The organism is Streptomyces tsukubensis (assembly GCF_003932715.1).
GTDB lineage: Bacteria > Actinomycetota > Actinomycetes > Streptomycetales > Streptomycetaceae > Streptomyces > Streptomyces tsukubensis.
Genome location: NZ_CP020700.1, coordinates 5,371,071 through 5,394,925 on the forward strand (window position 1 = coordinate 5,371,071; position 23,855 = coordinate 5,394,925).

23 protein-coding genes are annotated in these 23,855 nt (G+C 72.8%); 13 read left to right on the forward strand and 10 right to left on the reverse strand.

Annotated elements, in window-relative coordinates; genetic code table 11:
* Positions 1-8 precede the first annotated feature (8 nt).
* Positions 9-590, forward strand: coding sequence for a DNA-3-methyladenine glycosylase I (locus tag B7R87_RS22300; RefSeq protein WP_006346803.1), 582 nt, complete (start codon positions 9-11; stop codon positions 588-590).
* Positions 591-627: 37 nt separating this feature from the next.
* Here B7R87_RS22300 and chcB read toward each other — a convergent pair whose 3' ends face one another.
* On the reverse strand, positions 628-1,428 hold the full coding sequence (gene chcB / locus B7R87_RS22305) for a 2-cyclohexenylcarbonyl CoA isomerase (protein WP_006346802.1): 801 nt from the start codon (positions 1,426-1,428) through the stop codon (positions 628-630).
* Positions 1,429-1,973: 545 nt separating this feature from the next.
* On the opposite strand from chcB, the gene B7R87_RS22310 reads away from it, so the two are divergent.
* The gene (locus B7R87_RS22310; RefSeq protein WP_006346801.1) at positions 1,974-2,141 is read left to right on the forward strand and encodes a DUF3117 domain-containing protein; all 168 of its coding nucleotides are present in this window, start codon (positions 1,974-1,976) and stop codon (positions 2,139-2,141) included.
* 119 nt (positions 2,142-2,260) lie between these two features.
* On the opposite strand, the gene B7R87_RS22315 is transcribed toward B7R87_RS22310, so the two are convergent.
* Positions 2,261-2,962, reverse strand: coding sequence for an O-methyltransferase (locus tag B7R87_RS22315; RefSeq protein WP_045852872.1), 702 nt, complete (start codon positions 2,960-2,962; stop codon positions 2,261-2,263).
* A 221-nt stretch (positions 2,963-3,183) separates the two neighbouring features.
* On the opposite strand from B7R87_RS22315, the gene sigE reads away from it, so the two are divergent.
* From sigE to B7R87_RS22340, 5 genes are all read left to right on the forward strand, one after another.
* Positions 3,184-3,960, forward strand: a complete 777-nt coding sequence (gene sigE / locus B7R87_RS22320; protein ID WP_187144539.1) for an RNA polymerase sigma factor SigE — start codon at positions 3,184-3,186, stop codon at positions 3,958-3,960.
* Positions 3,957-5,030 (forward strand): anti-sigma factor family protein, encoded by a 1,074-nt coding sequence (locus B7R87_RS22325; protein WP_130584851.1) that lies wholly within the window; start codon positions 3,957-3,959, stop codon positions 5,028-5,030. The genes sigE and B7R87_RS22325 overlap by 4 nt, the downstream gene beginning before the upstream one ends.
* A gap of 101 nt (positions 5,031-5,131) precedes the next feature.
* Positions 5,132-6,871 (forward strand): trypsin-like peptidase domain-containing protein, encoded by a 1,740-nt coding sequence (locus tag B7R87_RS22330; RefSeq protein WP_130584850.1) that lies wholly within the window; start codon positions 5,132-5,134, stop codon positions 6,869-6,871.
* A gap of 179 nt (positions 6,872-7,050) precedes the next feature.
* The gene (locus tag B7R87_RS22335) at positions 7,051-7,527 is read left to right on the forward strand and encodes a sec-independent translocase (RefSeq protein WP_006346796.1); all 477 of its coding nucleotides are present in this window, start codon (positions 7,051-7,053) and stop codon (positions 7,525-7,527) included.
* 396 nt (positions 7,528-7,923) lie between these two features.
* Positions 7,924-8,571 carry a hypothetical protein gene (locus B7R87_RS22340; protein ID WP_006346795.1) on the forward strand — a complete coding sequence of 216 codons (648 nt, stop codon included), beginning with the start codon at positions 7,924-7,926 and terminating at the stop codon, positions 8,569-8,571.
* A 145-nt stretch (positions 8,572-8,716) separates the two neighbouring features.
* Here the strand turns inward: B7R87_RS22340 and B7R87_RS22345 are convergent, their stop codons facing one another.
* The 3 genes from B7R87_RS22345 to B7R87_RS22355 are packed head-to-tail and all read right to left on the reverse strand — an operon-like array spanning position 8,717 to position 11,865.
* On the reverse strand, positions 8,717-9,850 hold the full coding sequence (locus B7R87_RS22345) for an Mrp/NBP35 family ATP-binding protein (RefSeq protein WP_040914421.1): 1,134 nt from the start codon (positions 9,848-9,850) through the stop codon (positions 8,717-8,719).
* A gap of 42 nt (positions 9,851-9,892) precedes the next feature.
* The gene (locus tag B7R87_RS22350) at positions 9,893-10,522 is read right to left on the reverse strand and encodes a DUF1003 domain-containing protein (RefSeq protein WP_006346793.1); all 630 of its coding nucleotides are present in this window, start codon (positions 10,520-10,522) and stop codon (positions 9,893-9,895) included.
* On the reverse strand, positions 10,519-11,865 hold the full coding sequence (locus B7R87_RS22355; RefSeq protein ID WP_006346792.1) for a magnesium transporter MgtE N-terminal domain-containing protein: 1,347 nt from the start codon (positions 11,863-11,865) through the stop codon (positions 10,519-10,521). Before B7R87_RS22355 ends, B7R87_RS22350 begins: the two co-directional genes overlap by 4 nt.
* 412 nt (positions 11,866-12,277) lie before the next feature.
* On the opposite strand from B7R87_RS22355, the gene B7R87_RS22360 reads away from it, so the two are divergent.
* Complete coding sequence (locus B7R87_RS22360; RefSeq protein ID WP_100249093.1) at positions 12,278-13,039, forward strand: hypothetical protein; 762 nt, start codon at positions 12,278-12,280, stop codon at positions 13,037-13,039.
* Between the two features lie 26 nt (positions 13,040-13,065).
* Here B7R87_RS22360 and B7R87_RS22365 read toward each other — a convergent pair whose 3' ends face one another.
* Together B7R87_RS22365 and B7R87_RS22370 are read right to left on the reverse strand one after the other, a co-directional pair.
* The gene (locus B7R87_RS22365; RefSeq protein WP_006346790.1) at positions 13,066-13,641 is read right to left on the reverse strand and encodes a hypothetical protein; all 576 of its coding nucleotides are present in this window, start codon (positions 13,639-13,641) and stop codon (positions 13,066-13,068) included.
* Positions 13,642-13,712: 71 nt separating this feature from the next.
* The gene (locus tag B7R87_RS22370; RefSeq protein ID WP_006346789.1) at positions 13,713-14,855 is read right to left on the reverse strand and encodes a magnesium and cobalt transport protein CorA; all 1,143 of its coding nucleotides are present in this window, start codon (positions 14,853-14,855) and stop codon (positions 13,713-13,715) included.
* A gap of 644 nt (positions 14,856-15,499) precedes the next feature.
* On the opposite strand from B7R87_RS22370, the gene B7R87_RS22380 reads away from it, so the two are divergent.
* The 4 genes from B7R87_RS22380 (at position 15,500) to B7R87_RS22395 (ending at position 18,716) form a co-directional block, all read left to right on the forward strand.
* Positions 15,500-16,150, forward strand: coding sequence for a suppressor of fused domain protein (locus B7R87_RS22380; protein ID WP_040914419.1), 651 nt, complete (start codon positions 15,500-15,502; stop codon positions 16,148-16,150).
* Between the two features lie 132 nt (positions 16,151-16,282).
* Positions 16,283-16,921 carry a DUF6758 family protein gene (locus B7R87_RS22385; protein WP_040914417.1) on the forward strand — a complete coding sequence of 213 codons (639 nt, stop codon included), beginning with the start codon at positions 16,283-16,285 and terminating at the stop codon, positions 16,919-16,921.
* Positions 16,922-17,058: 137 nt separating this feature from the next.
* On the forward strand, positions 17,059-17,931 hold the full coding sequence (locus B7R87_RS22390; RefSeq protein ID WP_006346786.1) for a PHP domain-containing protein: 873 nt from the start codon (positions 17,059-17,061) through the stop codon (positions 17,929-17,931).
* Positions 17,932-18,110: 179 nt separating this feature from the next.
* Positions 18,111-18,716, forward strand: a complete 606-nt coding sequence (locus B7R87_RS22395; protein WP_006346785.1) for a MarC family protein — start codon at positions 18,111-18,113, stop codon at positions 18,714-18,716.
* 108 nt (positions 18,717-18,824) lie between these two features.
* On the opposite strand, the gene B7R87_RS33170 is transcribed toward B7R87_RS22395, so the two are convergent.
* The 3 genes from B7R87_RS33170 to B7R87_RS22405 all read right to left on the reverse strand — a co-directional run bounded on the left by B7R87_RS33170 (position 18,825) and on the right by B7R87_RS22405 (position 22,392).
* Positions 18,825-18,977, reverse strand: coding sequence for a hypothetical protein (locus B7R87_RS33170; RefSeq protein WP_006346784.1), 153 nt, complete (start codon positions 18,975-18,977; stop codon positions 18,825-18,827).
* A gap of 189 nt (positions 18,978-19,166) precedes the next feature.
* Positions 19,167-20,066, reverse strand: a complete 900-nt coding sequence (locus B7R87_RS22400) for an alpha/beta fold hydrolase (protein WP_006346783.1) — start codon at positions 20,064-20,066, stop codon at positions 19,167-19,169.
* An 85-nt stretch (positions 20,067-20,151) separates the two neighbouring features.
* Positions 20,152-22,392 carry a DEAD/DEAH box helicase gene (locus B7R87_RS22405; RefSeq protein WP_006346782.1) on the reverse strand — a complete coding sequence of 747 codons (2,241 nt, stop codon included), beginning with the start codon at positions 22,390-22,392 and terminating at the stop codon, positions 20,152-20,154.
* Positions 22,393-23,026: 634 nt separating this feature from the next.
* Here B7R87_RS22405 and B7R87_RS22410 point away from each other — a divergent pair.
* Positions 23,027-23,845, forward strand: a complete 819-nt coding sequence (locus B7R87_RS22410) for a ferritin-like fold-containing protein (RefSeq protein WP_040914422.1) — start codon at positions 23,027-23,029, stop codon at positions 23,843-23,845.
* Positions 23,846-23,855 lie beyond the last annotated feature (10 nt).

Consider the following 23,855-nt stretch of genomic DNA (forward strand, 5'->3'; position numbering starts at 1 on the left):
CGCGACCGATGACCGCCGGAGGAACCGTGCCCGGGCCCGACGGGCGGCCGCGCTGCCCCTGGGGGCTGTCGACCGAGGACTATCTGCGCTATCACGACGAGGAGTGGGGGCGCCCGGTCCACGGCGACGACGCCCTGTTCGAGCGGCTCTGCCTGGAGGCCTTCCAGTCCGGTCTGTCCTGGCTGACCATCCTCCGCCGCCGTGAGGGCTTCCGCCGCGCCTTCGCCGGATTCGCCATCGCCGAGGTCGCGGCCTTCACCGATACGGACCGGGAGCGGCTCCTCGCCGACGAGGGGATCATCCGCAACCGCGCCAAGGTCGACGCCACCCTCGGCAACGCCCGGGTGCTGGCGGGCTGGGCCCCCGGCGAGCTGGACCGGCTGATCTGGTCCCACGCACCCGACCCGGCGGACCGCCCCGCGCCCGCGACCCTGTCCGACGTGCCCGCCGTCACCGACGAGTCCAAGGCCCTGGCCAAGGCGCTCAAGAAGGAGGGGCTGCGGTTCGTCGGACCGACGACCGCCTATGCCCTGATGCAGGCGTGCGGACTGGTCGACGACCATCTGGCGGAGTGCGTGGCCCGGGGGTGAGGGCGCGCGGTGGCCGCTGACGGCTGGGACCGGGCCGTCAGCGGCCCTCGAAGACGGGCTTCTGCTTCGCCGTGAACGCCACCACCGCGTTCCGGTGGTCCCGGGAGGCGCCCGCCCGGGTCTGCAGCTCGTCCTCCTTGGCGAGGGTCTCCTCCAAGGAGTGGGACGCGGAGTGGGCGAGGGACTCCTTGATCGCCGCGTAGGCCAGGGTGGGTCCGTCGGCCAGGGCGCGGGCCACCGCACGGGCCTCGTCGGCCAGGGCGTCCGCGGCCATCAGCCGGTTCGCGATCCCCAGCTCGTACGCCTCCCGGGCGGTCAGGCTCCGGGGGAAGAGCAGCAGGTCGGCGGCGCGGCTGTGGCCGATCAGCCGGGGCAGGGTCCAGGACACCCCGGAGTCCGCCGTGAGCCCCACCGCGGCGAAGGCGGTGGTGAAGGACGCGGTGTCCGCCACGACCCGGATGTCCGCGGCCAGCGCGAAGCCCAGGCCCGCGCCCGCGGCGACCCCGTTCACCCCGGCGACCACCGGCTTCTCCATCCCGGCCAGAGCCCGGACGATCGGGTTGTAGTGGTCGCCCACCGTGCTCATGGTGGCGCGGGAACCGGACTCCTCGTCCCGGGCCAGCAGCTCGGAGTGCTCCTTCAGATCCTGGCCGACACAGAAGGCGCGGCCGTTGCCCGTGAGCAGCACCGCCCGGACGGCCCCGTCCACCGCGGCGGCGCGGACCGCCTCCCGGAGCGCGACCTTGGCCTCGACGTTCAGCGCGTTCATGGCGTCGGGCCGGTTGAGCGTGATCGTCGCGAGCCCGTCGGTCACGTCGTAGAGCACGGAGTCGGCCATATCGGGGTCCCCTCTCCTCGGTTTTCTTAGTTTTCTCTGTGTTTCTGCGGTTTCTGCGGTTCCTGCGGGTTTCTGCGGGTTCTGCGTCTCGGCACGTCGGCGGTGGTGGCGGTGGAGCGGACGGTGGCGCGACGGATGCTCAGCTCAGCATGGCGGAGATCGCGGGGGACAGGGCCGGGGGCTGTGACCTGTCTCAAAGAAAAATCCCGGGCGGTTCCGGTCCGGTTTCCCGTCCGGTTTCCGGTCCGTGGTGCCCCCCGTGCCGAGAAGGCCCCGGAACGCCGGAGAGGCCCGGAAACGGGGCCGCAAGGGGTACGAGAGGGCCCCACCGGGCCCGGGACCAGCGGAGAGCCCGGTCCGGCCGATCACCGAATTGGGTGGTTTTGGGAAAGTGCGTTGCCCAAGCGATGCCGACCGATGTTGGTCATCGGGTCCCGCCATGCGGGATAATGACCTGGAAGCAATGTGTTCGATGCCGTGATGACGGGCGCCCGCGGGGCCGCCGGTCGGCAGTCGATGAGCTGGTTTCAGGAAGGGGAACGAGCATGGCGGCCATGAAGCCGCGGACGGGCGACGGCCCGCTCGAGGTGACCAAGGAGGGGCGGGGCATCGTCATGCGCGTTCCGCTCGAAGGCGGCGGTCGGCTTGTCGTCGAGCTGACTCCGGACGAGGCCGAGGCCCTCGGCGACGCCCTGAAGCAGGTCGTCGGCTGACGCGTCGGTCGTTGAAGACCCTGTTCACTGCCCCGGTACGGTCCCGTGCCGGGGCAGTGGCATGTCCGGGCCCGCATCGGGACCGGGCCCGGGTCGTATCGGGGCCGGAAGGGCGGGCCTCAGCCCCGGCGCACCGCGCAGAGCAGTCCGTCCCCGACGGGCAGCAGCGACGGCAGCAGCTCCGGACTCTCCCGGACCGTGCGGAGCAGCTCCCTCAGCCGCAGCACCTCGGCGGGCTGGGCCGCCGCGTCGACCGTACGGCCCCGGGCGAAGACACCTTCGAAACAGACCAGGCCGCCCGGCCGCAGCAGGCGCAACGATTCGGCGAGGTAGTCGAGGTACTCCAGCCGGTCGCCGTCGCAGAAGACGAGGTCGTAGCCGCCGTCCGCGAGCCGGGGCAGGACGTCGAGGGCGCGTCCGGGTATGAAACGCGCGCGGTTCCCGGCGAAGCCCGCCTCCCGGAAGGCCTGCTTGGCGAACTGCTGCCGCTCCGGTTCCGGGTCCACGGTGGTCAGTACGCCGTCGGGCCGCATGCCGAGCAGCAGATAGATCCCGGAGACACCGGTTCCCGTCCCGATCTCCGCCACGGCTTTGGCGTCCGTGGCGGCGGCCAGCAGGCGCAGCGCGGCACCGGTGCCCGGTGACACCGAGGGGACGCCCGACTCCCGGGCCCGGTCGCGGGCCCGGCGCAGCGCATCGTCCTCGGCGACGAAGGCATCGGCGAATGCCCAGCTCGTCTGCCGGTTGGCGGTAATGGGCCTCTCCTGTCCCCGTAGTTGAACGCGACGTTGACTGTATCCGCTGGAGCCGGGAACCCGCAGATGGGACCGTTCGTTGAGCGGGAGGACACCACAAGAGGCGGAACGGCAGCAGAACAAGAGGCAACAGCGGCCGGGGATATCGCGGGATTACGCCGGGGCGGTGGCTTTCGACCGGGCGGACGGGGGAGCGCATGGAGTCGGACCATGAGCCGGAGCGGTATCGGTACCGGTATCCAAATTCGCGTAAAGATTCTTATCCTGAGCTAACGGGCGAGGTGGCTATGGTAGGGGCTCCGCTGGACACCACCAGAGCCGATAGGGGAGGTGCGGCTGCACCTGCGGATCGTCGGGGAGCGCTGCGGCGTTTTCTCGCCAGGTCACCGGGTGAGCCGAAATCCGTGACCGACATTGCTGACCGTTCCACCGCCACCACGACCGCAGCCGCCACCGCGACCTTCGCCTCGGACGCGGAATCACAGGCGTGGACGCCCCCTTCGTGGGAGGAGATCGTCAGCACCCACAGCGGACGCGTCTACCGTCTCGCCTACCGCCTCACCGGCAATCAGCACGATGCCGAGGACCTGACCCAGGAAGTATTCGTCCGGGTCTTCCGCTCCCTGTCGACGTACACGCCGGGGACCTTCGAGGGCTGGCTCCACCGCATCACCACCAATCTCTTCCTGGACATGGTCCGCCGGAAGCAGCGCATCCGTTTCGATTCGCTGGGCGACGACGCGGCGGAGCGGCTCGCCAGCCGCGAGCCCTCGCCGCAGCAGGTGTTCAACGACAGCCACTTCGACGCCGATGTGCAGCAGGCGCTGGACACCCTTGCGCCCGAATTCCGGGCCGCGGTGGTCCTCTGTGACATCGAGGGCCTGTCGTACGAGGAGATCGCCGCCACCCTCGGCGTGAAGCTCGGCACCGTCCGCAGCCGGATCCACCGCGGCCGCTCGCATCTGCGCAAGGCCCTGAAGCACCGTTCGCCCGAGGCCCGCGCCGATCAGCAGCGTGCGCTCGCGGGGGCCGTGGGGCTCGCGGGGGAGGGCGGACCGGCGTGAGCGGATCGACCCCCCTTCCGAGGACCCCGCAGTCCTCTCGTACGTCTCGTACGTCCCCCGCCGAGCACCACCTCGGGGACCGGCTCGCCGCGCTCGTCGACGGAGAGCTGACGCACGACGCCCGCGACCGGGTGCTGGCCCATCTGGCGACCTGCCCCCGCTGCAAGGCGGAGGCCGATGCCCAGCGCATGCTGAAGGACGTCTTCGCCCGGAGTGCGCCGCCGCCGCCGTCCGCGGGGCTGCTCGCCCGGCTCCAGGGGCTGCCCGCCGGGCCCGGACCGCTGGGCTCCGACGGGGACGACCCCCGCGGCGGCCCGTTCGGCGGGGGCCGGGACCGCGGTTCCGTCTTCGCCGCGCCCGTCCCCGCGGCCGGCCGCAGGCCGGTGCCCTTCGGCTATCTGCCCGGCGGCCACGGCCTCGGCGGTGCCCCGGCACCGCTCGGTGCCGGCCCCCGGGGCTTCGGGGTGCACGAGGTCGGCAGGCCCGACGGCGAGCGTTCGCCCTGGCGCGGCCGCCGCTTCGCCTTCGCCGCCGCCAGTGCGGTCTCCTTCGCCGCGATCGCCCTCGGCGGCTCCATGCCCGTGGACGGCTCCGCCCAGGCCGGGCCGCGCTCCGGCGGCTCCGGCTCGGGCGGTACGGCCGCGGTGAACACCGGAGCGGGCAGCGGCGCCGCGGGTACGGCCCAGGGCACCGCGACCGGCTTCGGCACCTCCGCCGCGACGAACCGCGCCGCGGAGTACGAGCGCCGCAGAAACAGCGGCCACGGGCCGACCCGCTCCGAGGAGCGCACCGCTGCCCGGTCCGTTCCCGGCGAGCCCGAGGTGCCCGAGGTGCCGCTCAATCTGGCCTCCCTGCCCGCCCCGGCCGCGCTGAACGCCGCCTACCCCGCCTTCCCCGCCTTCAAGGAACCGCTGATACGCCCCATGGGGTACGCCTTCCACCTCCGCGCCCCGCACGGCTTCCTGCCGCCGGTCGCCTCGCCCGCACCCGTGGCCTCGGCGGCTGCCGCGTCACCCGCGCCCGGCCACCGGCTGCCGGCGTCGCAGGGCCCGGTGACCAACACCCGGTGAGCCCGGGCCCCGGGGCCTCCTGCCGGTGATTCGCAAACCTGGTTGAATCTCCGGAGGTGTCCGCCGGGGCGCCGCCCAGGCCGGCAGTTTGCGGGGAGAGCATGGACGACGGGAAGCACACCGGACCGAGGGCGGCATGGTGGAACCGGGCCGGTGCCCGGCGCCGTGCCGAAGCGGCGTCCGCGACACCGGCCGACAGTGGTCCGGGGCCGGTCGACGCCGAACCCGGCGCCCCGGGAGCCGTGGCCGGGCAGCCCCGGCCGCTCCACGAACCCGACGAGTACAGCACCCCGCCCTACGGCGGCCCCGGGCCGTGGGCGCCCGCCCCGCCCGTCCAGCGGCCCGTACCGACCCCCGCGCACGGCACCCCCGTGCCACCGGCCTACCCGCCCCACGATGCCCCCGGAGGGCCGCAGACGGCCGTTCCCGGGGCTCCGGGTGCTCCGGGGACCCATCCCGCGGTCCCGCCCGCGCCCCCCGTTCCTGCCGAAGCCCCCGCCGGGCAGCCGACGGACGGTGCCGGGTTCACCGCCGCGCCCCCCGCCCCTGCCGTACCGGCGCAGCCCGCGCCGCCGCAGACGGCGTTCGCACAGCCCGGTGCACAGCCGCCGCCCGCCACCGGTGCGCAGTGGCTCCAGTACGACCCCTGGGGTGCCCCCGCCGACTCCGGCGGCGCCCGTCCGCCCGCCGCCCCGCTGGACTACCAGGACGGGCCCGGCCCCCGCCGCAGCAGCAGCCGGGGCCCCCTGGTGGCCGGGGCGGTCCTGCTGGCCCTGGTCTCCGGGGTCATCGGCGGCGGCATCGGCTCCTACACCGAACGCAACGGCGGCTTCGGCACCGACCGCGTCGAACTGGACCAGGCCCCCAAGGAAGACCGCGACCGCGCCCCCGACAGCGTCGCCGGGATCGCCGCCCGTGCCCTGCCGGGAGTCGTCACCCTCCATGTCGGAGGCGGCGGGGAACAGGGCACAGGCACTGGCTTCGTCCTCGACAAACAGGGCCATATCCTCACCAACAACCACGTCATCGACCCGGCGGGCGGTTCCGGCCCGATCTCCGTCACCTTCAGCAGCGGCGAGACCGCCGCCGCCACCCTGGTCGGCAAGGACAGCGGCTACGACCTCGCCGTGGTCAAGGTGACCGGAGTCTCCGGGCTGACCCCGCTGCCCCTCGGCAATTCGGAGAACGTCCGCGTCGGCGACCCCGTGGTCGCCATCGGCGCCCCCTTCGACCTCCAGAACACGGTCACCTCCGGCATCATCAGCGCCAAGGAGCGCCCCATCACCGCGGGCGGGGAGAAGGACGGCAGCGACGTCAGCTACGTCGACGCCCTCCAGACCGACGCCCCCATCAACCCGGGCAACTCCGGCGGACCGCTGATGGACTCCCGGGGCCGGGTCATCGGCATCAACAGCGCCATCCGGGCCGCCGACAGCGGCAACGGCCCCGAAGGCAGCCAGTCCGGCTCCATCGGCCTCGGCTTCGCCATCCCGGTCAACCAGGGCAAACGCGTCGCCGAAGAACTGATCAACACCGGCCGGGCCACCCATCCCGTGATCGGCGTCAGCCTCGACATGCGCTACAGCGGCGAGGGCGCCCGGGTCAGCTCGAAGAACAGCGACGGCTCCCCGGCCGTCGTCCCCGGCGGCCCCAGCGCCAAGGCGGGCATCCGGCCCGGCGATGTGATCACCAAGGTCGACGGCCAGAAGGTGAACGGCGGGGAGGAGCTGATCGTCAAGATCCGCGCCCACCGCCCCGGCGACGAACTGGAGCTGACCGTCCTCCGCGACGGCCGGAACATAACCAAGAAGCTGACGCTCGGCTCCGCCACGGGCGACTGACCGGCCCCGGACGGCGGTGACCGGCCGCCCGGCATCCGGATGAACGCCGGATGGACGGGACGGTTCCGCGCGGATCACCCCTTACCGGCACGTGACGCGCGGAACTTCCGCCGGGTACGGTGGATCGGATCCCGTACCCATGGGACCCGCGGGCCACGGAGAACACGAGGAGTAGCAGGGTGTTCAGTGACATAGGCGTACTGGAGCTGGTGGCTCTCGTCGTGCTCGCCGTGCTCGTCTTCGGCCCCGACAAGCTGCCCAAGGTCATCCAGGACGTGTCGCGCACGATCCGGAAGATCCGCCAGTTCTCCGACAGTGCCAAGCAGGACATCCGCGATGAACTCGGCCCGGACTTCAAGGACTTCGAATTCGAGGACCTGAACCCGAAGACGTTCCTGCGCAAGCAGCTCGACCAGAACGACGAACTGCGCGAGCTGAAGGAGCTGGGCGACTCCTTCGATTTCCGCAAGGACCTCAACGACGTCGCGGACTCGGTCAACGGCACCGGGCCGGAGCCCGCGGCCGTACCGGGCACCTCCACCGCGAAGACCGCCGCGGCATCCCCGCCCTCGCCCTCGCCGGGCACCCCCGACCTGCTGAAGAAGCGCGAGCCCGCGCACGAAGAGCGTCCGCCGTACGACGCCGACGCGACCTGACGTACGGGACGGTTCGAGCGGCCGTACCGCCGGGGCCCGGAGCGCACTCGCAGCGCTCCGGGCCCCGGCGCGTACCGGCACTTCCTCCGGCCCCAAGGCTCCGGCGCACAGAGCCGTGAGCGACCGCGCGCGCCCTCCCGCGGAGTGCGCGGAGGCACGCCCCCGCCGTACCCCCTGCCGCGTCCGTACGGGTCTGTGCGGTGGCTCCCGGGGCCGTTGGGCCAGGCGGCCCCATACCGGGCGGACCGGGGCGGCAGTCGGGTCCTACACGCCTGCGGACGGCGGTCAATCCCGCTGCGCCGGGACGGGGTGGTTATTCTCTCCATCGGCCAGGACGCGAGGACGCCCGAGGGGGGCGGGTCCGCTCCCGGCCCCGGACACGGAGGAGGCGGCCCGATGGAGACGACGAGCCCTGAGGCGGACCGGACCGCGCCCGAGCGGCGGAGCCCGCAGGCGGAGCGGACGCTCGACGACTACGGCCGGGCGTCCTTCCCCTGGTACGGGCTGGACGAGGCGTTCACCGGCCCGCGCCGGCTGATGCAGGTCGGCGCCGCCGCCGACGGCATCGTCCAGCACGGTTCACTCGGCCACGGCGACACCCCGTCGATACGGTCCGCCGCCGGGGACGAGGAGAGCAAGGAGCGGTTCGCCGTCGTCGTCACGGTCGCCGCCAGCCCGGTGCGCCGCGACGGTACGGGGGTCCTCGACGCGACCTCGGTCTCCTCGGCGGCCTGGCTGGCGGGCTCCGGTCTGCTGGCCCACACCTGGCCGCCGCAGATGGACCACGCCCTGCGCGACGACTGGCTGGACCAGCAGACCGAGACGGCGTTCGAACTCGCCGACGACCTCGACGGGCCGGTCTGGTCGCTGCTCTCGCTGCCGGTCGACGGCGAGCCCACCCCGTTCCACTACCGCGAGACCGACTTCGGGTGGATCCTGGCGGGCTCCACCACCGGCGGGGTGCACCTGGGCGCGTACGGGCGGGGCATGAGCGCGTACGGCCTCGGCTTCGCGGTCGTCCGCGACCTCGAACCGTACGTCTGAGCCGGACCGCCCCGGCGCCGCCCGGGGCCCGGCCCGGACCGGGCGCCCGGTCCCGCGTTCCGTACCGCTGCGGAACGCCCCGGACCTCAGGGACCTCGGCGGCCCTGCGCGCCGGGGCGTACGGACCGCCGCCCCGGCGCCGCCGTCAGAACTTGTTCCGCGGGGTGATGCCGAGGCTCAGCCCCGAAAGCCCCCGCTGCCGGCCGCCCAGCTTGCCCGCGATGGCCCGCAGCGCGGAGCCCGCCGGGGACTCGGGGTCCGTGAGCACGACCGGCCGGCCGTCGTCCCCGCCCTCCCGGAGCCGTACGTCGATCGGGATGGAGCCCAGCACCGGCACCGTCGTCCCGGTGGTCTGCGACAGGCCCTCCGCCACCTTCTGGCCGCCGCCGGTGCCGAAGACGTCCACCATCTCGTCGCAGTGCGGACACGGCAGCCCGGCCATGTTCTCCACCACGCCGACGATCTTCTGATGGGTCTGCACGGCGATGGACCCGGCGCGCTCCGCGACCTCCGCCGCCGCCTGCTGCGGGGTGGTGACGACCAGGATCTCCGCGTTCGGCACCAGCTGCGCCACCGAGATCGCGATATCGCCGGTGCCCGGCGGCAGGTCCAGCAGCAGAACGTCCAGATCGCCCCAGTACACATCGGCGAGGAACTGCTGGAGCGCGCGGTGCAGCATCGGTCCCCGCCACACCACCGGCGCATTGCCCGGGGTGAACATGCCGATGGAGATCACCTTCACGCCGTGCGCCGACGGCGGCATGATCATGTTCTCGACCTGGGTGGGCCGGCCGTCCGCGCCCAGCATCCGGGGCACCGAGTGGCCGTAGATGTCCGCGTCGACGACGCCGACCTTCAGACCGTCCGCTGCCATCGCCGCGGCCAGGTTCACCGTGACCGACGATTTGCCGACCCCGCCCTTGCCGGAGGCGACCGCATACACCCGGGTCAGCGAGCCCGGCTGGGCGAAGGGCACCTCGCGTTCGGCGGTCGTCCCGCGCAGCGAGGCGGCCAGCTCGCGCCGCTGCTCGTCGCTCATCACGTCCAGCGTGACGTCGACCCGGGTCACGCCGTCGACCCGGGAGACCGCTTCCGTGACGTTCTTGGTGATCGTCTCGCGCATCGGGCAGCCGGAGACGGTCAGATAGACCGTGACGGCGACTGCTCCGTCCGCCCCGATCTCCACCGACTTCACCATGCCGAGGTCGGTGATCGGTCGGTTGATCTCGGGGTCGTTCACCGTCGCCAGTGCCGCGAGCACCGCGTCTTCCGTAGCCATACGGAGATGGTACGGCGCGGCCCGCCGACGCGGGAAAGCCCGTCAGCGGTCGCCTTCGTCACGCCCCGGACCGCCCCGGTCCGGGAATACCCCGGGACGGCCCGGGGCCCCCGGACGCGCCGTCCGCTCGGGCTGTCCCGGCCGCCGGCCGTCGCCCGTGCCCAGATCCCTGAGCAGGTCCTGGAGCTCCGAGCGGATCCAGTCGCGGGTGGCGACCTCGCCCAGGCCCATCCGGAGCGCCGCGATCTCCCTGGTCAGATATTCGGTGTCCGCGATGGACCGCTCGTTCTGCTCCCGGTCCTGCTCGTGGGTGACCCGGTCGCGCTGGTCCTGCCGGTTCTGCGCAAGCAGGATCAGCGGCGCGGCGTAGGAGGCCTGGAGCGACAGCATCAGGGTGAGGAAGATGAACGGGTACGGGTCGAACCGCAGCTCCCGCGGGGCCCAGATGTTCCACAGCACCCACAGGATGATGACCGCGGTCATCCAGACGATGAACCGGCCCGTGCCCAGGAAGCGGGCGATCCGCTCCGACAGCCTCCCGAACGCCTCGGGGTCGTACTCCGGAAGGATCGTCAGCTTCGGCACCTGCGGCATGTCGAGCCGGGCCCGGGGCCGTACCGTACGGTCCTTCGTCTCGCCCCGGTCGAGCGGGGGGCCGTAGTCGCCGCTCACCGCGCCGCCCGCCCCGGGGAGCCGTCCGCCCCGCCGCCGCGGGCGGTCGCGTCCTCGTGGAACGCGGACTCCTCGAACTCGGTCTCCCGCCAGTCCTCCGGCAGCATATGGTCGAGGACGTCGTCCACGGTCACCGCGCCCAGCAGCGACCCGCCCTCGTCCACCACCGGCGCGGCCACCAGGTTGTAGGCGGCCAGATAGCCGGCCACCGCGGGCAGCGCCGAGTCGGGGGCCAGCGGCGGCAGATCGCTGTCCACCACCGACGCGACCAGGGTGTACGGGGGCTCCCGCAGCAGCCGCTGGAAGTGGGCCGTCCCCAGATATCGGCCCGTCGGCGTCTCGTCCGGCGGACGGCAGACGTACACCTGCGCCGCCAGCGCCGGGGGCAGATCCTCCTGCCGCACCCGGGCCAGCGCGTCCGCGACCGTGGAGTCCGGCCGCAGCACGATCGGGTCCGTCGTCATCAGACCGCCCGCCGTGCGCTCCTCGTACGACAGCAGCCGCCGCACATCGGCCGCGTCGTCCGGGCGCATCAGCGTCAGCAGCCGCTCCTGGTCCTCCTCCGGCAGCTCGGAGAGCAGGTCGGCGGCGTCATCGGGGTCCATCGCCTCCAGGACGTCGGCCGCCCGCTCCTGGTGCAGTTTGCCCAGGATCTCCACCTGGTCGTCGTCGGGCAGCTCCTCCAGCACATCCGCCAGCCGGTCGTCGTCGAGGGCCGCCGCCACCTCGGCCCGGCGTTTGGGCGACAGATGGTGCATCACATTGGCCAGGTCCGCCGGGCGGAGCCGTTCGAAGGTGGCGACCAGGCTCTCCGCGCCCTGGGCGTCCTCCTCCAGGGAGAAGCCGGTGACCGCCGACCACTCCACGGTCAGCGTCTCGCCCTTGCGGCGCAGCGCCCCGCCCTTGCCGCGGCGGACGAAGACCCGGTCGATCTCCCAGTCGCGGCGGGCCGGAAGCCGCCGTACCGACACATCCAGCACCGTCACCTCCTCGTCCTGGTCACCCTCGTCGCCTGCCGCGCCGCCCCCGACGAGCTGCACCCGCCGGTCCAGCAGCTCGCCCAGCACCAGCCGCTCGGTGGGCCGCTGCTCGAAACGGCGGACGTCGAGCACCCCGGTGGTGATGACCTGGCCGGACTCGATACCGGTGATCCGCGTCATCGGCAGGAAGATCCGCCGCCGGGTCAGCAGCTCCACGACCATGCCGAGCAGCCGGGGCGGCCGGTGGCCGACGCGGAGCATGGCGACCAGATCCCGCACCCGGCCGACCTGGTCGCCGTTCGGGTCGAAGACGGGGACACCGGCGAGATGGGAGACGAAGACGCGGGAGGTGCTTCCGGCCATGCTGCTCTTTCGTCCGGTTCCACGGTGAACGCTGACGTTCGGGGGTTTCAGGCTAGCCCGTACCGATTGTCGCCGCCGGTGATCGGCGTCCGTATGGCTGCGGTACGGCTCCGGTACGGCCGAGGCGCCCGGCTCGCGCGGCGCCCGTACGGCCCCGGCGCGGGCTTCGCGCGCTGCCCCCGCGGCCGCGGAACCGAACGTACGGGCCAGTCCCCCGGGTACCGGACGAGGTCGTTGCACGACACCGGTACGCTGCGCACTGCCACCCCATCAGAAGCCGTCGAGAGGCAGTGTGCAGGTGACTCTTCGCGCCTCCGTTTTCCGGACTCCCGCAGCCCGGCCCCGGCCCCCGTTCCGGGCCGGAACCCGGCCCCGGCGGGCCCTGCTCGCCGTGGTGCTGAGCGCGGGACTCATGACCGGACTCGTGTCCTGCGCGGCGGAGGAGGACCCCGACCAGGGCACCAACGGCGTGGGCAAGCTGACCGCCGTGGAGATCGAGACCCGGGCGCGGGCCGCGGCGGACGCGGCCAAGGCGGTACGGCTCTCCGGGACGCTGGTCAGCAAGGGCGGTACGTACAAGCTGAACATGCGGCTCAAGGACGGCGGCGGCAGCGGCTCCGTCACCACCGACGACCACGCCTTCGAACTGCTGAGGATCGGCGACGACCTCTATCTGAAGGCCGACGCGGCCTTCTGGAGCGACCGGGGGACGGGCGGCTCCGAACCCTCCGAGGCGGACGCGGCGGCGGCCGGGAAGCTCGGCGGCAAGTACGTCAGGGTGCCGCGCGGCGATGCGGCGTACCAGCAGTTCCGCGGTTTCACGGAGAAGGACGGGATGCTCGACGGCTTCCTCGGCATGGAGGGCGAGCTCGGCAAGGGCGACCGTACGAAGATCGGCAACGTCCGGACGGTCAAGGTCACGGCCGATGAGGGCAAGGGCGGGGTCCTCGACGTCTCCCTGGACGGACAGCCCTATCCGGTCCGGTTCGCCCGCGCGGGGGGTGCGGGTGTGCTGACGCTCGCCGAGTGGGACGTCGACTTCCCGCTGGCGCCCCCGGCGCGGGCCGCGGTCGTCGACTACGGCAAGGACCTGCGGGGCAGCAGAGAGGGCAAGGGCGACAAGGGCGGCGGCGAAGGCAGTGGCGAGGGCGGGCAGGGCGGGGGCAGCGGCTGAGGACCCGTCCACCGGGCCCGGCGGGCTCAGTCCCGCCGTCGGCGGCGCAGCAGCAGCGAGGGCAGCGCCGCCGGAATCGGCCGGCGGGTGGTCGCGGGGGTGGCGGCGGGCGGTACGGCCAGGGAACCGTCGGGCAGTGACCCGGCCACCGATACCGGGGCGAGCCTGAGCACCCGGCACGATCCGGCCCACAGCTCCGGCAGCCCCTCGGTGTCGGCCGCGTTCAGCCGCTTGGACTTCAGCTCGGCCACGGCGGACTCCCAGGCCTCGGAGCGGGGCGCCAGTTCGGTCACCGAAGCGCTCCAGGACACCAGCCGGCCGCCCTTGTCCTTGCTGCGGACGGTGATGTCCGCGGTGCCGCCCGCGACCAGGCCCGGCAGCGGCTGCTCGCCCGGTCCGTCGCCCACGACATGGGCCGCGCCCTCGTGCCAGATATGCCACAGCGCCCGCTCGGGGGCGTCCCCGCCGGTGCCGCGGACCCAGATCAGACCGGACTTCTTCGCGGCCTCCTCGACCAGCGCGAGGGAGAAGTCCGCGTCCGCTTCGGTGCCGGAGCCGCCGGCACTGGCAGGAGGGGCCGCGGCGGGCTGGGCGTCTGTCATGACCGCAGCCTACCGGCGCCCGCCGCCGCGGCCGGAGCCCCCGGCCGCGGCCCGTCCGGACGTACCGCTGGTCAGAGCCAGCCGTTCCGCTTGAGGGTGCGGTGAATGGTGAAACAGATGACGCCGATGGCGGTCAGCACCATCGGATAGCCGTACTTCCAGGTCAGTTCGGGCATGTACTCGAAGTTCATCCCGTACACCCCGCAGACCGCCGTCGGTACGGCGATGATCGCCGCCCAGGAGGTGATCTTGCGCATGTCCTCGTTCTGGGCCACGGTCGCCTGCGCCAGATTGGCCTGGAGGATGGAGTTCAGCAGCTCGTCGAAGCCGAGGACCTCCTCCTGGACCCGGGCGAGATGGTCGGCGACGTCCCGGAAGTACTTCTGGATGTCCGGGTCGATCAGCCGCATCGGCCGCTCGCTGAGGAGCTGCATCGGCCGCAGCAGCGGGGTCACGGCCCGCTTGAACTCCAGCACCTCCCGCTTCAGCTGGTAGATCCGGCCCGCGTCGGTGCCCCGGGCGCTGCTGCCCTTGGAAGGAGCCGAGAAGACTTCGATCTCGACCTCGTCGATATCGTCCTGCATCGCCTCGGCGACCGCGATATAGCCGTCCACGACATGGTCGGCGAGTGCGTGCAGCACCGCGGACGGGCCCTTGGACAGCAGCTCCGTGTCCTTCTGCAGACCGTGCCGGAGGGCGCGCAGCGACCCCCTGCCGCCGTGCCGGACCGTGATGACGAAGTCCCGGCCGGTGAAGCACATCACCTCGCCCGTCTCGACGACATCGCTGGTCGCGGTCAGTTCGGCGTGCTCGACGTAGTGCACGGTCTTGAAGACGGTGAACAGGGTGTCGTCGTACCGCTCCAGCTTGGGCCGCTGATGGGCGTGGACCGCGTCCTCCACCGCCAGCGGGTGGAGGCCGAACTCGGCCGCGATCCCCGCGAACTCCTCCTCCGTCGGCTCGTGCAGCCCTATCCAGGCGAATCCGCCGCCCTCGCGGACCCGCAGCATCGCCTCGCGCGGGGTGAGACAGGAGTCGCTCTCCAGCCGGCTGCCGTCGCGGTAGACGGCGCAGTCGACGACGGCGCTGGAGGCGGAGGGGTCGCGGGGGGTGTCGTATCCGGCCGGGTAGGCGGCGGTCGCGGGGTGGGCGGCATCGCCGGTCCGGCGCCGGGAGGGGCGGACGGCGGCGCGCAGGTCACGGATCATCGACATGGCTGACTCCGATCATGGAGAGCCGCCGGTGCGGGGACGGCACAGCCCGGAATGGGGACGTGGACTCACGTCCGCAAAGCGGGCGGCACCGAGGGTCGGCACGGTGACGGCGTTCGCAACAGACAGGACTTCGCAACAAGCAGGGTCGAGCCGGTGTGGACCGGAACGGCCGGCGGTACCGTGCCCGGCGCGGGCGCCGGAGCCGGACGGGCCGGTGGACCGGTACACCCGGTACGAGCGGGGGTCGATGCTCTTCCGCCGTGCAAAGTCGCCACCGGTGACCGGAGATCCGCCGTACACGGAGGTACGGAGCGGCTTCCGGGTCCCGTCAGCCGGACAGGCCGGAACGGGCGGAAATCACCGGGTGGGCGCGGGCGCGAACGTGGCGCCGGGACGGGGCCGTACGGAAGAGCGGCTGGTACTACACGGTCGACTTCGATCCACCGTGGATCCCACCTCCTCCGGCCGGTCCCCCGTGAGGGACGACGTACCCCCGTGAAGGGGCTCACATCGTCGATCGGGACACGGTTGCGCCGTAGGTGACGCAACGGCCTGCTGATCTCCCGACCAGCCGCCAACACTATCAGCCGACCGACGGTCAACAGGTGTCTTTGCCCGTTCCCTACGCGTTTTATGCTCCCGGCATGGCTGATGTTCTCGCTCTCGTCGAAGCCCGTTTGCGCAACGCCCTCGGGGAGCCGGACGCCCGGGCCGCGGTGACGTTCCTGGGGACGGACCGCGTCGAGGTGCTGCGGTTCCGCGCCGGTGCGGAGGAGCCGCCGGCCGCCGGAGCGCCCCGCGCGGCCGGAGCGGGGGACGGCGGCGCGGACGGTCTGCTGCGTTACGCCACCCTCGGGATGTCGGCCCGTCCGATGGCCGAGCCGACCGCGAGCTTCGCCGATCCGGTGGCGGGGCCGCGCGCCGAACTGCTGCTGACGGTACGGGCGGGGCTCGCCGATACCGACAAGGTCCTCCGCGCGCTCGCGGTGCTCGCCGCCTCCCCGCAGGTCGAGGGCGTGGTGGTGGCCCCCGGCGCCTCCCTCGACCTCGGTGCGCCGCTCTGGCCCGGTGCCCCCTTCTCCTCCGTTCTGGCAGGCGAGCCGGGCGGTCTGGTGGCCGATCTGGAGCTGGACGCCCCGCTGGACCCGGTCCGCTTCCTGCCGCTGCTCCCCATGACCCCGAACGAGGCGGCCTGGAAGCGGGTCCACGGCGCCGCGGCGCTCCAGGAGCGCTGGCTGCGGCACGGCACGGACCTCCGGGACCCGCTGCGCGCCCCGGTCCGGCTCGACGACTGACGGGCGTCCCCCCTTTTTTTTCCGTACCGCGGGCCGGGTCGCTACACCCGCCGCCCACGGTCCGCAAGCACACACGCCGGAAAGAGTGATCGTCCTTGACGCGGCGACGGCCGGGTAGGACCGTTGGGCCCTATGAGGGGCGAACCCAGTTGCCCGAAGTGCGGTGGCCGGGTCAGGGCGCCCGGTCTCTTTGCCGACTCGTGGCAGTGCGATGTGCACGGCGCCGTGCACCCACTGCAACCGGTGATCCCGCCCAGTGTCGAAGCCCTCGGCGTCGCGGTGCACCGCGCCCGGGTGCCCGTGTGGATGCCCTGGCCGCTGCCCGTCGGCTGGCTGTTCACAGGAGTCGCGTACGCGGGTGACGACCGCAGCGGCGGCCGGGCCTCGGCAGTCGCCTGCACCGGCCCGGGACCGCTCGGCGGAGTCGGCGAACTCCTGCTGATCGCCGAGGAGTTGGGGGTCGGGCTCGGGGCGCGCTACGCCGGGATCGACGGCCCCGACCCGGGTCCGCACCTCAGCACCGACCGCGCGCCGCAGGCGAAAATACTGGCCGCCGGCCGCCCCACCCCGCTCTGGCACGTCCTGGCCGCCCCGGACGACCGGGCCGTCTTCGCGGGCGAGGCACGCGGGCTCTGGCTGTGGGCGATCGTCTGGCCCGGACAGTCCGGACTGCTGATGTACGACGAACTCGTGCTGACCGATCTGCGGGACGCGGGCTCCGAGGTCGAGCTGGTGCCCTGCGGCGCGCTGTCGCCCCGGCTCCTCTCCTAGCGATCTCCCAGCGAGCCGCGGGTACGGCCCCGGGGCGCCTGCGGGGGTGTGACCGGAGCGACGTCCGGGACGGCCGGTCCCGGTGGGGCCGGCCGATACACTGGAGCGCCCCTGTCCGCCCGTCCCCCGGAGTCCGCGTGCGCATCGACCTGCACACCCACTCCACGGCGTCGGACGGTACGGACACCCCCGCCGAACTGGTGCGCAACGCCGCCGCGGCCGGGCTCGACGTGATCGCCCTGACCGACCACGACACCACCCGGGGCCATGCCGAAGCCATCGCCGCGCTCCCCGGCCTCGACCGCCCGCTGACCCTGGTCACCGGCGCCGAGCTGTCCTGCGCCGTCGACGGGATCGGCCTCCATCTGCTGGCCTACCTCTTCGACCCCGACGAGCCCGAACTGCTTGCCCGCCGCGAGCTGCTGCGCGACGACCGGGTGCCGCGCGCCCGGGCGATCGTGGCCCGGCTCCGCGAGCTGGGCGCCCCGGTCAGCTGGGAGCAGGTGGCCCGGATCGCCGGGGACGGCTCCGTCGGTCGCCCGCACATCGCCGCCGCGATGGTCGAGCTGGGTGTCGTACCGACGGTGTCGGACGCCTTCACCGCCGAGTGGATCGCCGACGGCGGCCGGGCCTGGGTCGCCAAACACGAACTCGACCCCTTCACCGCGATACGCCTGGTCAAGGCGGCCGGGGGAGTGGCCGTCATCGCCCACCCGGCAGCGGTCAAACGAGGCCGGACCATCTCCGACGCCACCATCGCGGAACTGGCGGAAGCCGGCCTCGACGGTATCGAGGTCGACCACCAGGACCACGACGAGCCGACCCGCGCCCGGCTCCGCGGACTCGCCGCCGAACTGGGGCTGCTGACCACCGGCTCCAGCGACTACCACGGCAGCCGCAAGGACATTCCGCTCGGCCACTTCACCACCGACCCGGAGATCTACGGCGAGATCACCCGCCGGGCGACCGGGGCGTTCCCGGTCCCGGGCGCCGGGGGATCCCCCGCGTAACCGCACGCCCGCCCTGCTCCGCGCTGTGTTTTCGCAGTTTCGCGGTTTCGCCTTTCCGCGACGGCTCCGTCCCCCGGCGGACCCCGCCCCGCGGGCACCGGGCCGCGCCCTTCCGCGCACCTGCCGACCGTGCGCCTCCCGCTCCCTTTCCGCGCTCCTCTCTCCCCCTAGGCACCACCGTGTTCGACGTCGCCGTCTTCGGCTCCCTCTTTCTGACCCTCTTCGTGATCATGGATCCGCCGGGGATCACCCCGATCTTCCTCGCCCTGACCTCAGGACGGCCCGCCAAGGTGCAGCGCCGGATGGCCTGGCAGGCGGTGGCCGTGGCCTTCGGTGTGATCACCGTCTTCGGGCTGCTGGGCCAGCAGATCCTCGACTATCTCCATGTGTCCGTACCCGCGCTGATGATCGCGGGCGGTCTGCTGCTGCTGCTGATCGCGCTGGACCTGCTCACCGGCAAAACCGACGAGCCCAAGCAGACCAAGGACGTCAACGTCGCGCTCGTACCGCTGGGCATGCCGCTGCTGGCCGGTCCCGGTGCGATCGTCTCGGTGATCCTGGCGGTCCAGAACGCCGACGGCGCCTCCCAGCAGGTCGCCGTCTGGACGGCCATCGTGGCCATGCATGTGGTGCTCTGGCTGACCATGCGCTATTCGCTGGTCATCATCCGGCTCATCAAGGACGGCGGTGTGGTGCTGGTGACCCGGCTCGCGGGCATGATGCTGTCCGCGATCGCGGTCCAGCAGATCATCAACGGCGTCACCCAGGTCGTCCAGGGCGCCTGACGTCCCGACGGCAGAACACGACGGTGCCCCCGCGGAGATCCGCGGGGGCACCGTCATGATGCTGGGGTTGCCGGTGCGCCGGTCGGCGCCGTCCGGCGGCCGACGGCGCTATGAAGCGGGGCTGTCGGCCGGGCGGATGTAGAGGCGCTGGCCCTTGGCCGCCGCCTGCTGAACGATCCGCTTGACGGAGGCGGCGTCCACGACGGTACTGTCCACGGCGGTGCCGTCGACATCGTCCAGTCGCATGATCTCGAAGCGCACGGCTTCTCCCTTCGTCTGATCCTCCTGCCGGAGGGTGATCCTCCTGCTGAAGAGCTGGGTGCTGTCACCTTCACAACAGACTTGGGCCGGGCAAATATTCCCTACGCTAAGGAAAACTTTTCGCAGCCTAACGAGTACCGGGCCGTGGGGGCCATGGCGCCGGGCCGGAACGAGCCGTGCGGGAAGGCGTCAGTGCCGGTCCCAGAAGGCCGCGAGCGCGGCGGCCGTCTCCGTGGGCCGGTCGGTGTTGGGGGAGTGTTCGGCGCCGGGGATCACCGTACGGAGCGCTCCGAGCCGTACCGCCATCTCGTCCATCAGCGGCACCGGCCAGGCGTCGTCGCGCTCACCGCTCAGCACCTGCTTGGGCAGCGACCGTACGGCTGCCAGCTCGTCGACCCGGTCCGGTTCGGCCGTCAGCCGGTACCCGGTGGTGATCAACTGGAGCGGGTGGGTCCGCAGCCAGCGCTCCCGCAGCCGGTCCTGGGTGGCCCCGCTGCCCGGCTCCGCGGCCTCCTCCGCGTCCGCCGGGGGCTCCAGCGCCTGTATGGCCTCCCAGACCTCCGCCATCGGCAGATTGGCGAGCGCGTCCCGGAGCAGGTGGATCCGCTTCTGCTGGGCGGGGCCGACCGCTGCCGGTCCCGAGGCCATCAGCGTCAGGCTCCGGAAGGGGGCCGCGTCCATCAGCACGGCGGCGCGGGAGATCAGCCCGCCCAGCGAATGCCCCATCAGATGCACCGGTCCGCCGCCGCTCTCACCGGCCACCGCAGCGGCCTGCGCCAGCAGATCCCGGGCCAGCTCGGGCTGTTCGTAGGCCCCGGGCTCGTCGGGCCCCGCCGACTCGTACTGTCCGCGCCCGTCGACCGACACGACCCGGTAGCCGGCTTCGGTCAGCGGCTGGAGCAGGGCGATGAAGTCCTCCTTGCTGCCCGTGAAACCGGGGACGAGGACGGCGGTGCCCTTCGGCTCCGGCGCCGCGGCCCGCCCGTGCCCACCGGGCCGGGCGTCGAGGACGGCGAAGTCGCCCCGGGCGGTGCGCAGGGTCCGGGAGCGGGCGCAGGCGGGCGTGGTGAAGGTGGGTGGGCGGCTCATGCGTCGAGCCTACGGGTACGGGCGGGGAGAACGCCGACGGCCCGCTCCCCGGTGCGGGGGCGGGCCGTCGGCGGGTGCCTTCGGATCAGCTCTCGGGCTGCGCCACGGCGGCCTTGCGGGCCCGCGGGGCGCGCTTCGGCTTCTCGGCGGCGGGGGCCTCGGCGGCCTCCGCCGTCTTCTTCACTGTCCGGGTCCGCTTCGGCTTCTCGCCGACCTGGGCGGCCTCGGCCGGCGCATCGGCCGGTGCCGCGGCGACGACCTTCTTGACGGTCCGCTTCCGCTTGGGCTTCTCGGCGACCTCCGCCGCGACCTCGGCCGCGACCTCGGTGGCCACGGTCTTCCGGGCCCGCGGGGCGCGCTTCGGCTTCTCGGCAACCTCGGCGGCCGCTGCGGCCACCACGGCTTCCGCGGCCGCGACGACCTCGGCCGGTGCTTCGGCGACGACCTTCTTGACGGTCCGCTTCCGCTTCGGCTTCTCCGTGACCTGGGCGAGCTCGGCCGCGACGACCTCGGCGGCCGGTGTTTCGACGGCCGGGGCGGTGGCCGCGGTCTTCCGGGCCCGGGGCGCGCGCTTCGGCTTCTCGGCGACCTCGACGGCCGCAGTGACCTGGACGGTCTCAGTGGCCTCGACGAGCTCGGCGGGGGCTTCCGCGGCGGTCTTCCGGACGGTCCGGGTCCTGGTCCGCTTCGGCTCCTCGACCACGGCCACGGCTGCGGGCTCGACGGCAGTGACCGTCTCCACCGCCTCCACCGGCCGGGCCGTACGCGTCCGGCGGCGGCGCGGCTTCGCCACGGTCTCCGCCACCACGGACTCGGCCGTCACGGCCTCCGCCTGCTGCGGTACGGCCGACGGAGCCACGGGCTCCACGACCGTCGCCACGGCCACCGGGGCCTCGGACGACGCACCCGCACCCGCACGGGTACGGCGACGGCGCCTCGGCGTCCGTACGGCAGAGGTCTCCGCGGCGGTGTCCACCGCGGTCTCCCCGCCGGCCGGACCCTGAGCGGGCGCCACGGACGGCACGGCGGCATCGGCCGAGCCGCCACGCGTACGGCGGCGCTGACGCGGCGTACGCGTACGGGCCGGACGCTCGGCCGGGGCGGCGGGCTGCTGCTTGCTGCGGCCCCGCCCACCGGTCTCGCCGAGATCCTCCAGCTCCTCCGCGGCCAGACCGGCCCGGGTGCGCTCGGCACGCGGCAGAACGCCCTTGGTGCCGGCCGGGATGTTCAGCTCCTCGAAGAGGTGCGGCGAGGTGGAGTACGTTTCGGCGGGCTCGTGGAACTTGAGGTCGAGCGCCTTGTTGATCAGCTGCCAGCGCGGGATGTCGTCCCAGTCGACCAGCGTGACCGCGGTACCGGAGGCACCCGCGCGGCCGGTGCGGCCGATGCGGTGGAGGTAGGTCTTCTCCTCCTCCGGCGACTGGTAGTTGATCACATGGGTGACGCCCTCGACGTCGATACCGCGCGCGGCGACGTCGGTGCAGACCAGAACGTCGACCTTGCCGTTGCGGAAGGCCCGGAGCGCCTGCTCGCGGGCGCCCTGGCCGAGGTCGCCGTGGACCGCTCCGGAGGCGAAGCCCCGGCGCGCCAGCTGGTCGGCGATGTCAGCGGCCGTCCGCTTGGTCCGGCAGAAGATCATCGCCAGTCCGCGGCCGTCGGCCTGGAGGATCCGCGAGACCAGCTCGGGCTTGTCCATCGAGTGCGCGCGGTAGACGCGCTGGGTGATGTTGGCGACGGTCGCGCCCTCGTCGTCCGGGGAGGTGGCCCGGATATGCGTGGGCTGCGACATATAGCGACGGGCGAGGCCGATGACCGCGCCCGGCATCGTCGCGGAGAACAGCATCGTCTGCCGGCGGGCCGGCAGCAGCTGGATGATCTTCTCGACGTCGGGCAGGAAGCCCAGGTCGAGCATCTCGTCGGCCTCGTCGAGGACGAGGGAGCGCACCTTCGACAGGTCGAGCTTCTTCTGCCCGGCCAGGTCGAGCAGCCGCCCGGGGGTGCCGACGATCACGTCGACACCCTTCCTCAGGGCCTCGACCTGGGGCTCGTACGCCCGGCCGCCGTAGATCGCCAGCACTCGTACGTTACGGACCTTGCCCGCGGTGAGCAGGTCGTTGGTGACCTGGGTGCACAGCTCACGGGTGGGGACCACGATGAGCGCCTGCGGGGCGTCGGTGAGCTGGTCGGGCCGGGCCCGGCCCGCCTCGACGTCCGCGGGGACGGTGACCCGCTCCAGCAGCGGCAGCCCGAAACCGAGCGTCTTGCCGGTGCCGGTCTTGGCCTGGCCGATGACATCGGTGCCCGAGAGGGCCACCGGGAGCGTCATCTCCTGAATGGGGAAAGGGTGGAGGATGCCGACGGCTTCGAGCGCCTCGGCGGTTTCCTGAAGGATCCCGAGATCCCGGAAAGTCGTCTTCTGCGTAGTCAGGATGTTGCCTCTTCTGTGAGACGCGGCGCGAGGCGAGCGAAGGGGGTCGTACCGCACCTGGGTGTCGCACCGGGGTGCTGTCCGGCCGCGGGTTGGCCGATGGCGCGGGACCACTGCCGTCGCTCGAGCGCTCGTGCCGCTGAGGGGGCCCCTCGTCTGCGGTCGCACGCGAGGGCGCACGGTCCGCGCGGAGGGCGGTCGGTTCGGAGCCGATCGTGCCACCGACCGGGCATCCTCATGGGGTCAGAAGGACCACCGGAGCCCGGCCGGACCTGGAAAAGCCCGGAGGATCGGCACAGAATCCTTCATCCCTCAGTCAAACACTGCGATCGCCCGCCGTACCGTCGAACTGTCGTGCAGTCGTACACACAACTCTCTCAACGCTCCAGCAGGCGCCATACCACTGTACCCCGGAATCGCGCATGTGTGTTGGCGGATGTCACGGAAACCGGGGGGTACACCGCCGGAACGCGCCCCCCGGACCGGCGGCCGACCCCTTGTGACAGGGGTGCGGCGGGCTATTGTGCGGTTCATGGAGACGCCTGATCACGCCCCTGAACCCGACAACGCCGCGAAGGCCGAGGACGCCCCGCGGGCCGGGGGTGCCGCGGCCGACGCCGGGGCCGCTCCGAGCGGGGAGACGGCGGCGGGTCCCACCGGGATCGCCGCCCAGGACTGGGCCACGGCCTCCGCCGACCCCCGGTACCGCGCGGCCGTCGTGGATCTGCTGGGCGCGCTCGCCTACGGGGAGCTGGCCGCCTTCGAGCGTCTCGCGGACGATGCCAAGCTGGCGCCGACCCTGGGGGACAAGGCCGAACTGGCGAAGATGGCGTCCGCCGAGTTCCACCACTTCGAGCGGCTCCGCGACCGGCTGGCCGCCATCGACGAGGAGCCGACCGCGGCCATGGAGCCCTTCGCCCGGGCCCTGGACGACTTCCACCACCAGACCGCCCCGTCGGACTGGCTGGAGGGACTGGTCAAGGCCTATGTCGGTGATTCCATCGCCAGTGACTTCTACCGCGAGGTCGCGGTACACCTCGATTCCGACACCCGTGCGCTGGTGCTCGCCGTGCTCGACGACACCGGCCACGGCAACTTCGCCGTCGAGAAGGTCCGCGCGGCCATCGAGGCCGACCCCCGGATCGCCGGACGGCTCGCGCTCTGGGCCCGCCGGCTGATGGGGGAGGCGCTCTCCCAGGCACAGCGGGTGGTCGCCGAGCGCGACGCACTGTCGACGATGCTGGTGGGCGGGGTCGCGGACGGCTTCGACCTTGCCGAGATCGGCAAGATGTTCTCCCGGATCACCAAGGCCCACACCCTGCGGATGGCCGCGCTCGACCTGGCGTCCTGACGCGCTGCCC

Coding starts and splice junctions, on each gene's coding strand:
- B7R87_RS22300 (WP_006346803.1), top strand. CDS start 9: ATGACCGCCGGAGGAACCGTGCCCGGGCCCGACGGGCGGCCGCGCTGC.
- chcB (WP_006346802.1), bottom strand. CDS start 1,428: ATGGCCGACTCCGTGCTCTACGACGTGACCGACGGGCTCGCGACGATC.
- B7R87_RS22310 (WP_006346801.1), top strand. CDS start 1,974: ATGGCGGCCATGAAGCCGCGGACGGGCGACGGCCCGCTCGAGGTGACC.
- sigE (WP_187144539.1), top strand. CDS start 3,184: ATGGTAGGGGCTCCGCTGGACACCACCAGAGCCGATAGGGGAGGTGCG.
- B7R87_RS22330 (WP_130584850.1), top strand. CDS start 5,132: ATGGACGACGGGAAGCACACCGGACCGAGGGCGGCATGGTGGAACCGG.
- B7R87_RS22340 (WP_006346795.1), top strand. CDS start 7,924: ATGGAGACGACGAGCCCTGAGGCGGACCGGACCGCGCCCGAGCGGCGG.
- B7R87_RS22345 (WP_040914421.1), bottom strand. CDS start 9,850: ATGGCTACGGAAGACGCGGTGCTCGCGGCACTGGCGACGGTGAACGAC.
- B7R87_RS22355 (WP_006346792.1), bottom strand. CDS start 11,865: ATGGCCGGAAGCACCTCCCGCGTCTTCGTCTCCCATCTCGCCGGTGTC.
- B7R87_RS22360 (WP_100249093.1), top strand. CDS start 12,278: ATGACCGGACTCGTGTCCTGCGCGGCGGAGGAGGACCCCGACCAGGGC.
- B7R87_RS22365 (WP_006346790.1), bottom strand. CDS start 13,641: ATGACAGACGCCCAGCCCGCCGCGGCCCCTCCTGCCAGTGCCGGCGGC.
- B7R87_RS22370 (WP_006346789.1), bottom strand. CDS start 14,855: ATGTCGATGATCCGTGACCTGCGCGCCGCCGTCCGCCCCTCCCGGCGC.
- B7R87_RS22380 (WP_040914419.1), top strand. CDS start 15,500: ATGGCTGATGTTCTCGCTCTCGTCGAAGCCCGTTTGCGCAACGCCCTC.
- B7R87_RS22385 (WP_040914417.1), top strand. CDS start 16,283: ATGAGGGGCGAACCCAGTTGCCCGAAGTGCGGTGGCCGGGTCAGGGCG.
- B7R87_RS22400 (WP_006346783.1), bottom strand. CDS start 20,066: ATGAGCCGCCCACCCACCTTCACCACGCCCGCCTGCGCCCGCTCCCGG.
- B7R87_RS22405 (WP_006346782.1), bottom strand. CDS start 22,392: ATGACGCTCCCGGTGGCCCTCTCGGGCACCGATGTCATCGGCCAGGCC.
- B7R87_RS22410 (WP_040914422.1), top strand. CDS start 23,027: ATGGAGACGCCTGATCACGCCCCTGAACCCGACAACGCCGCGAAGGCC.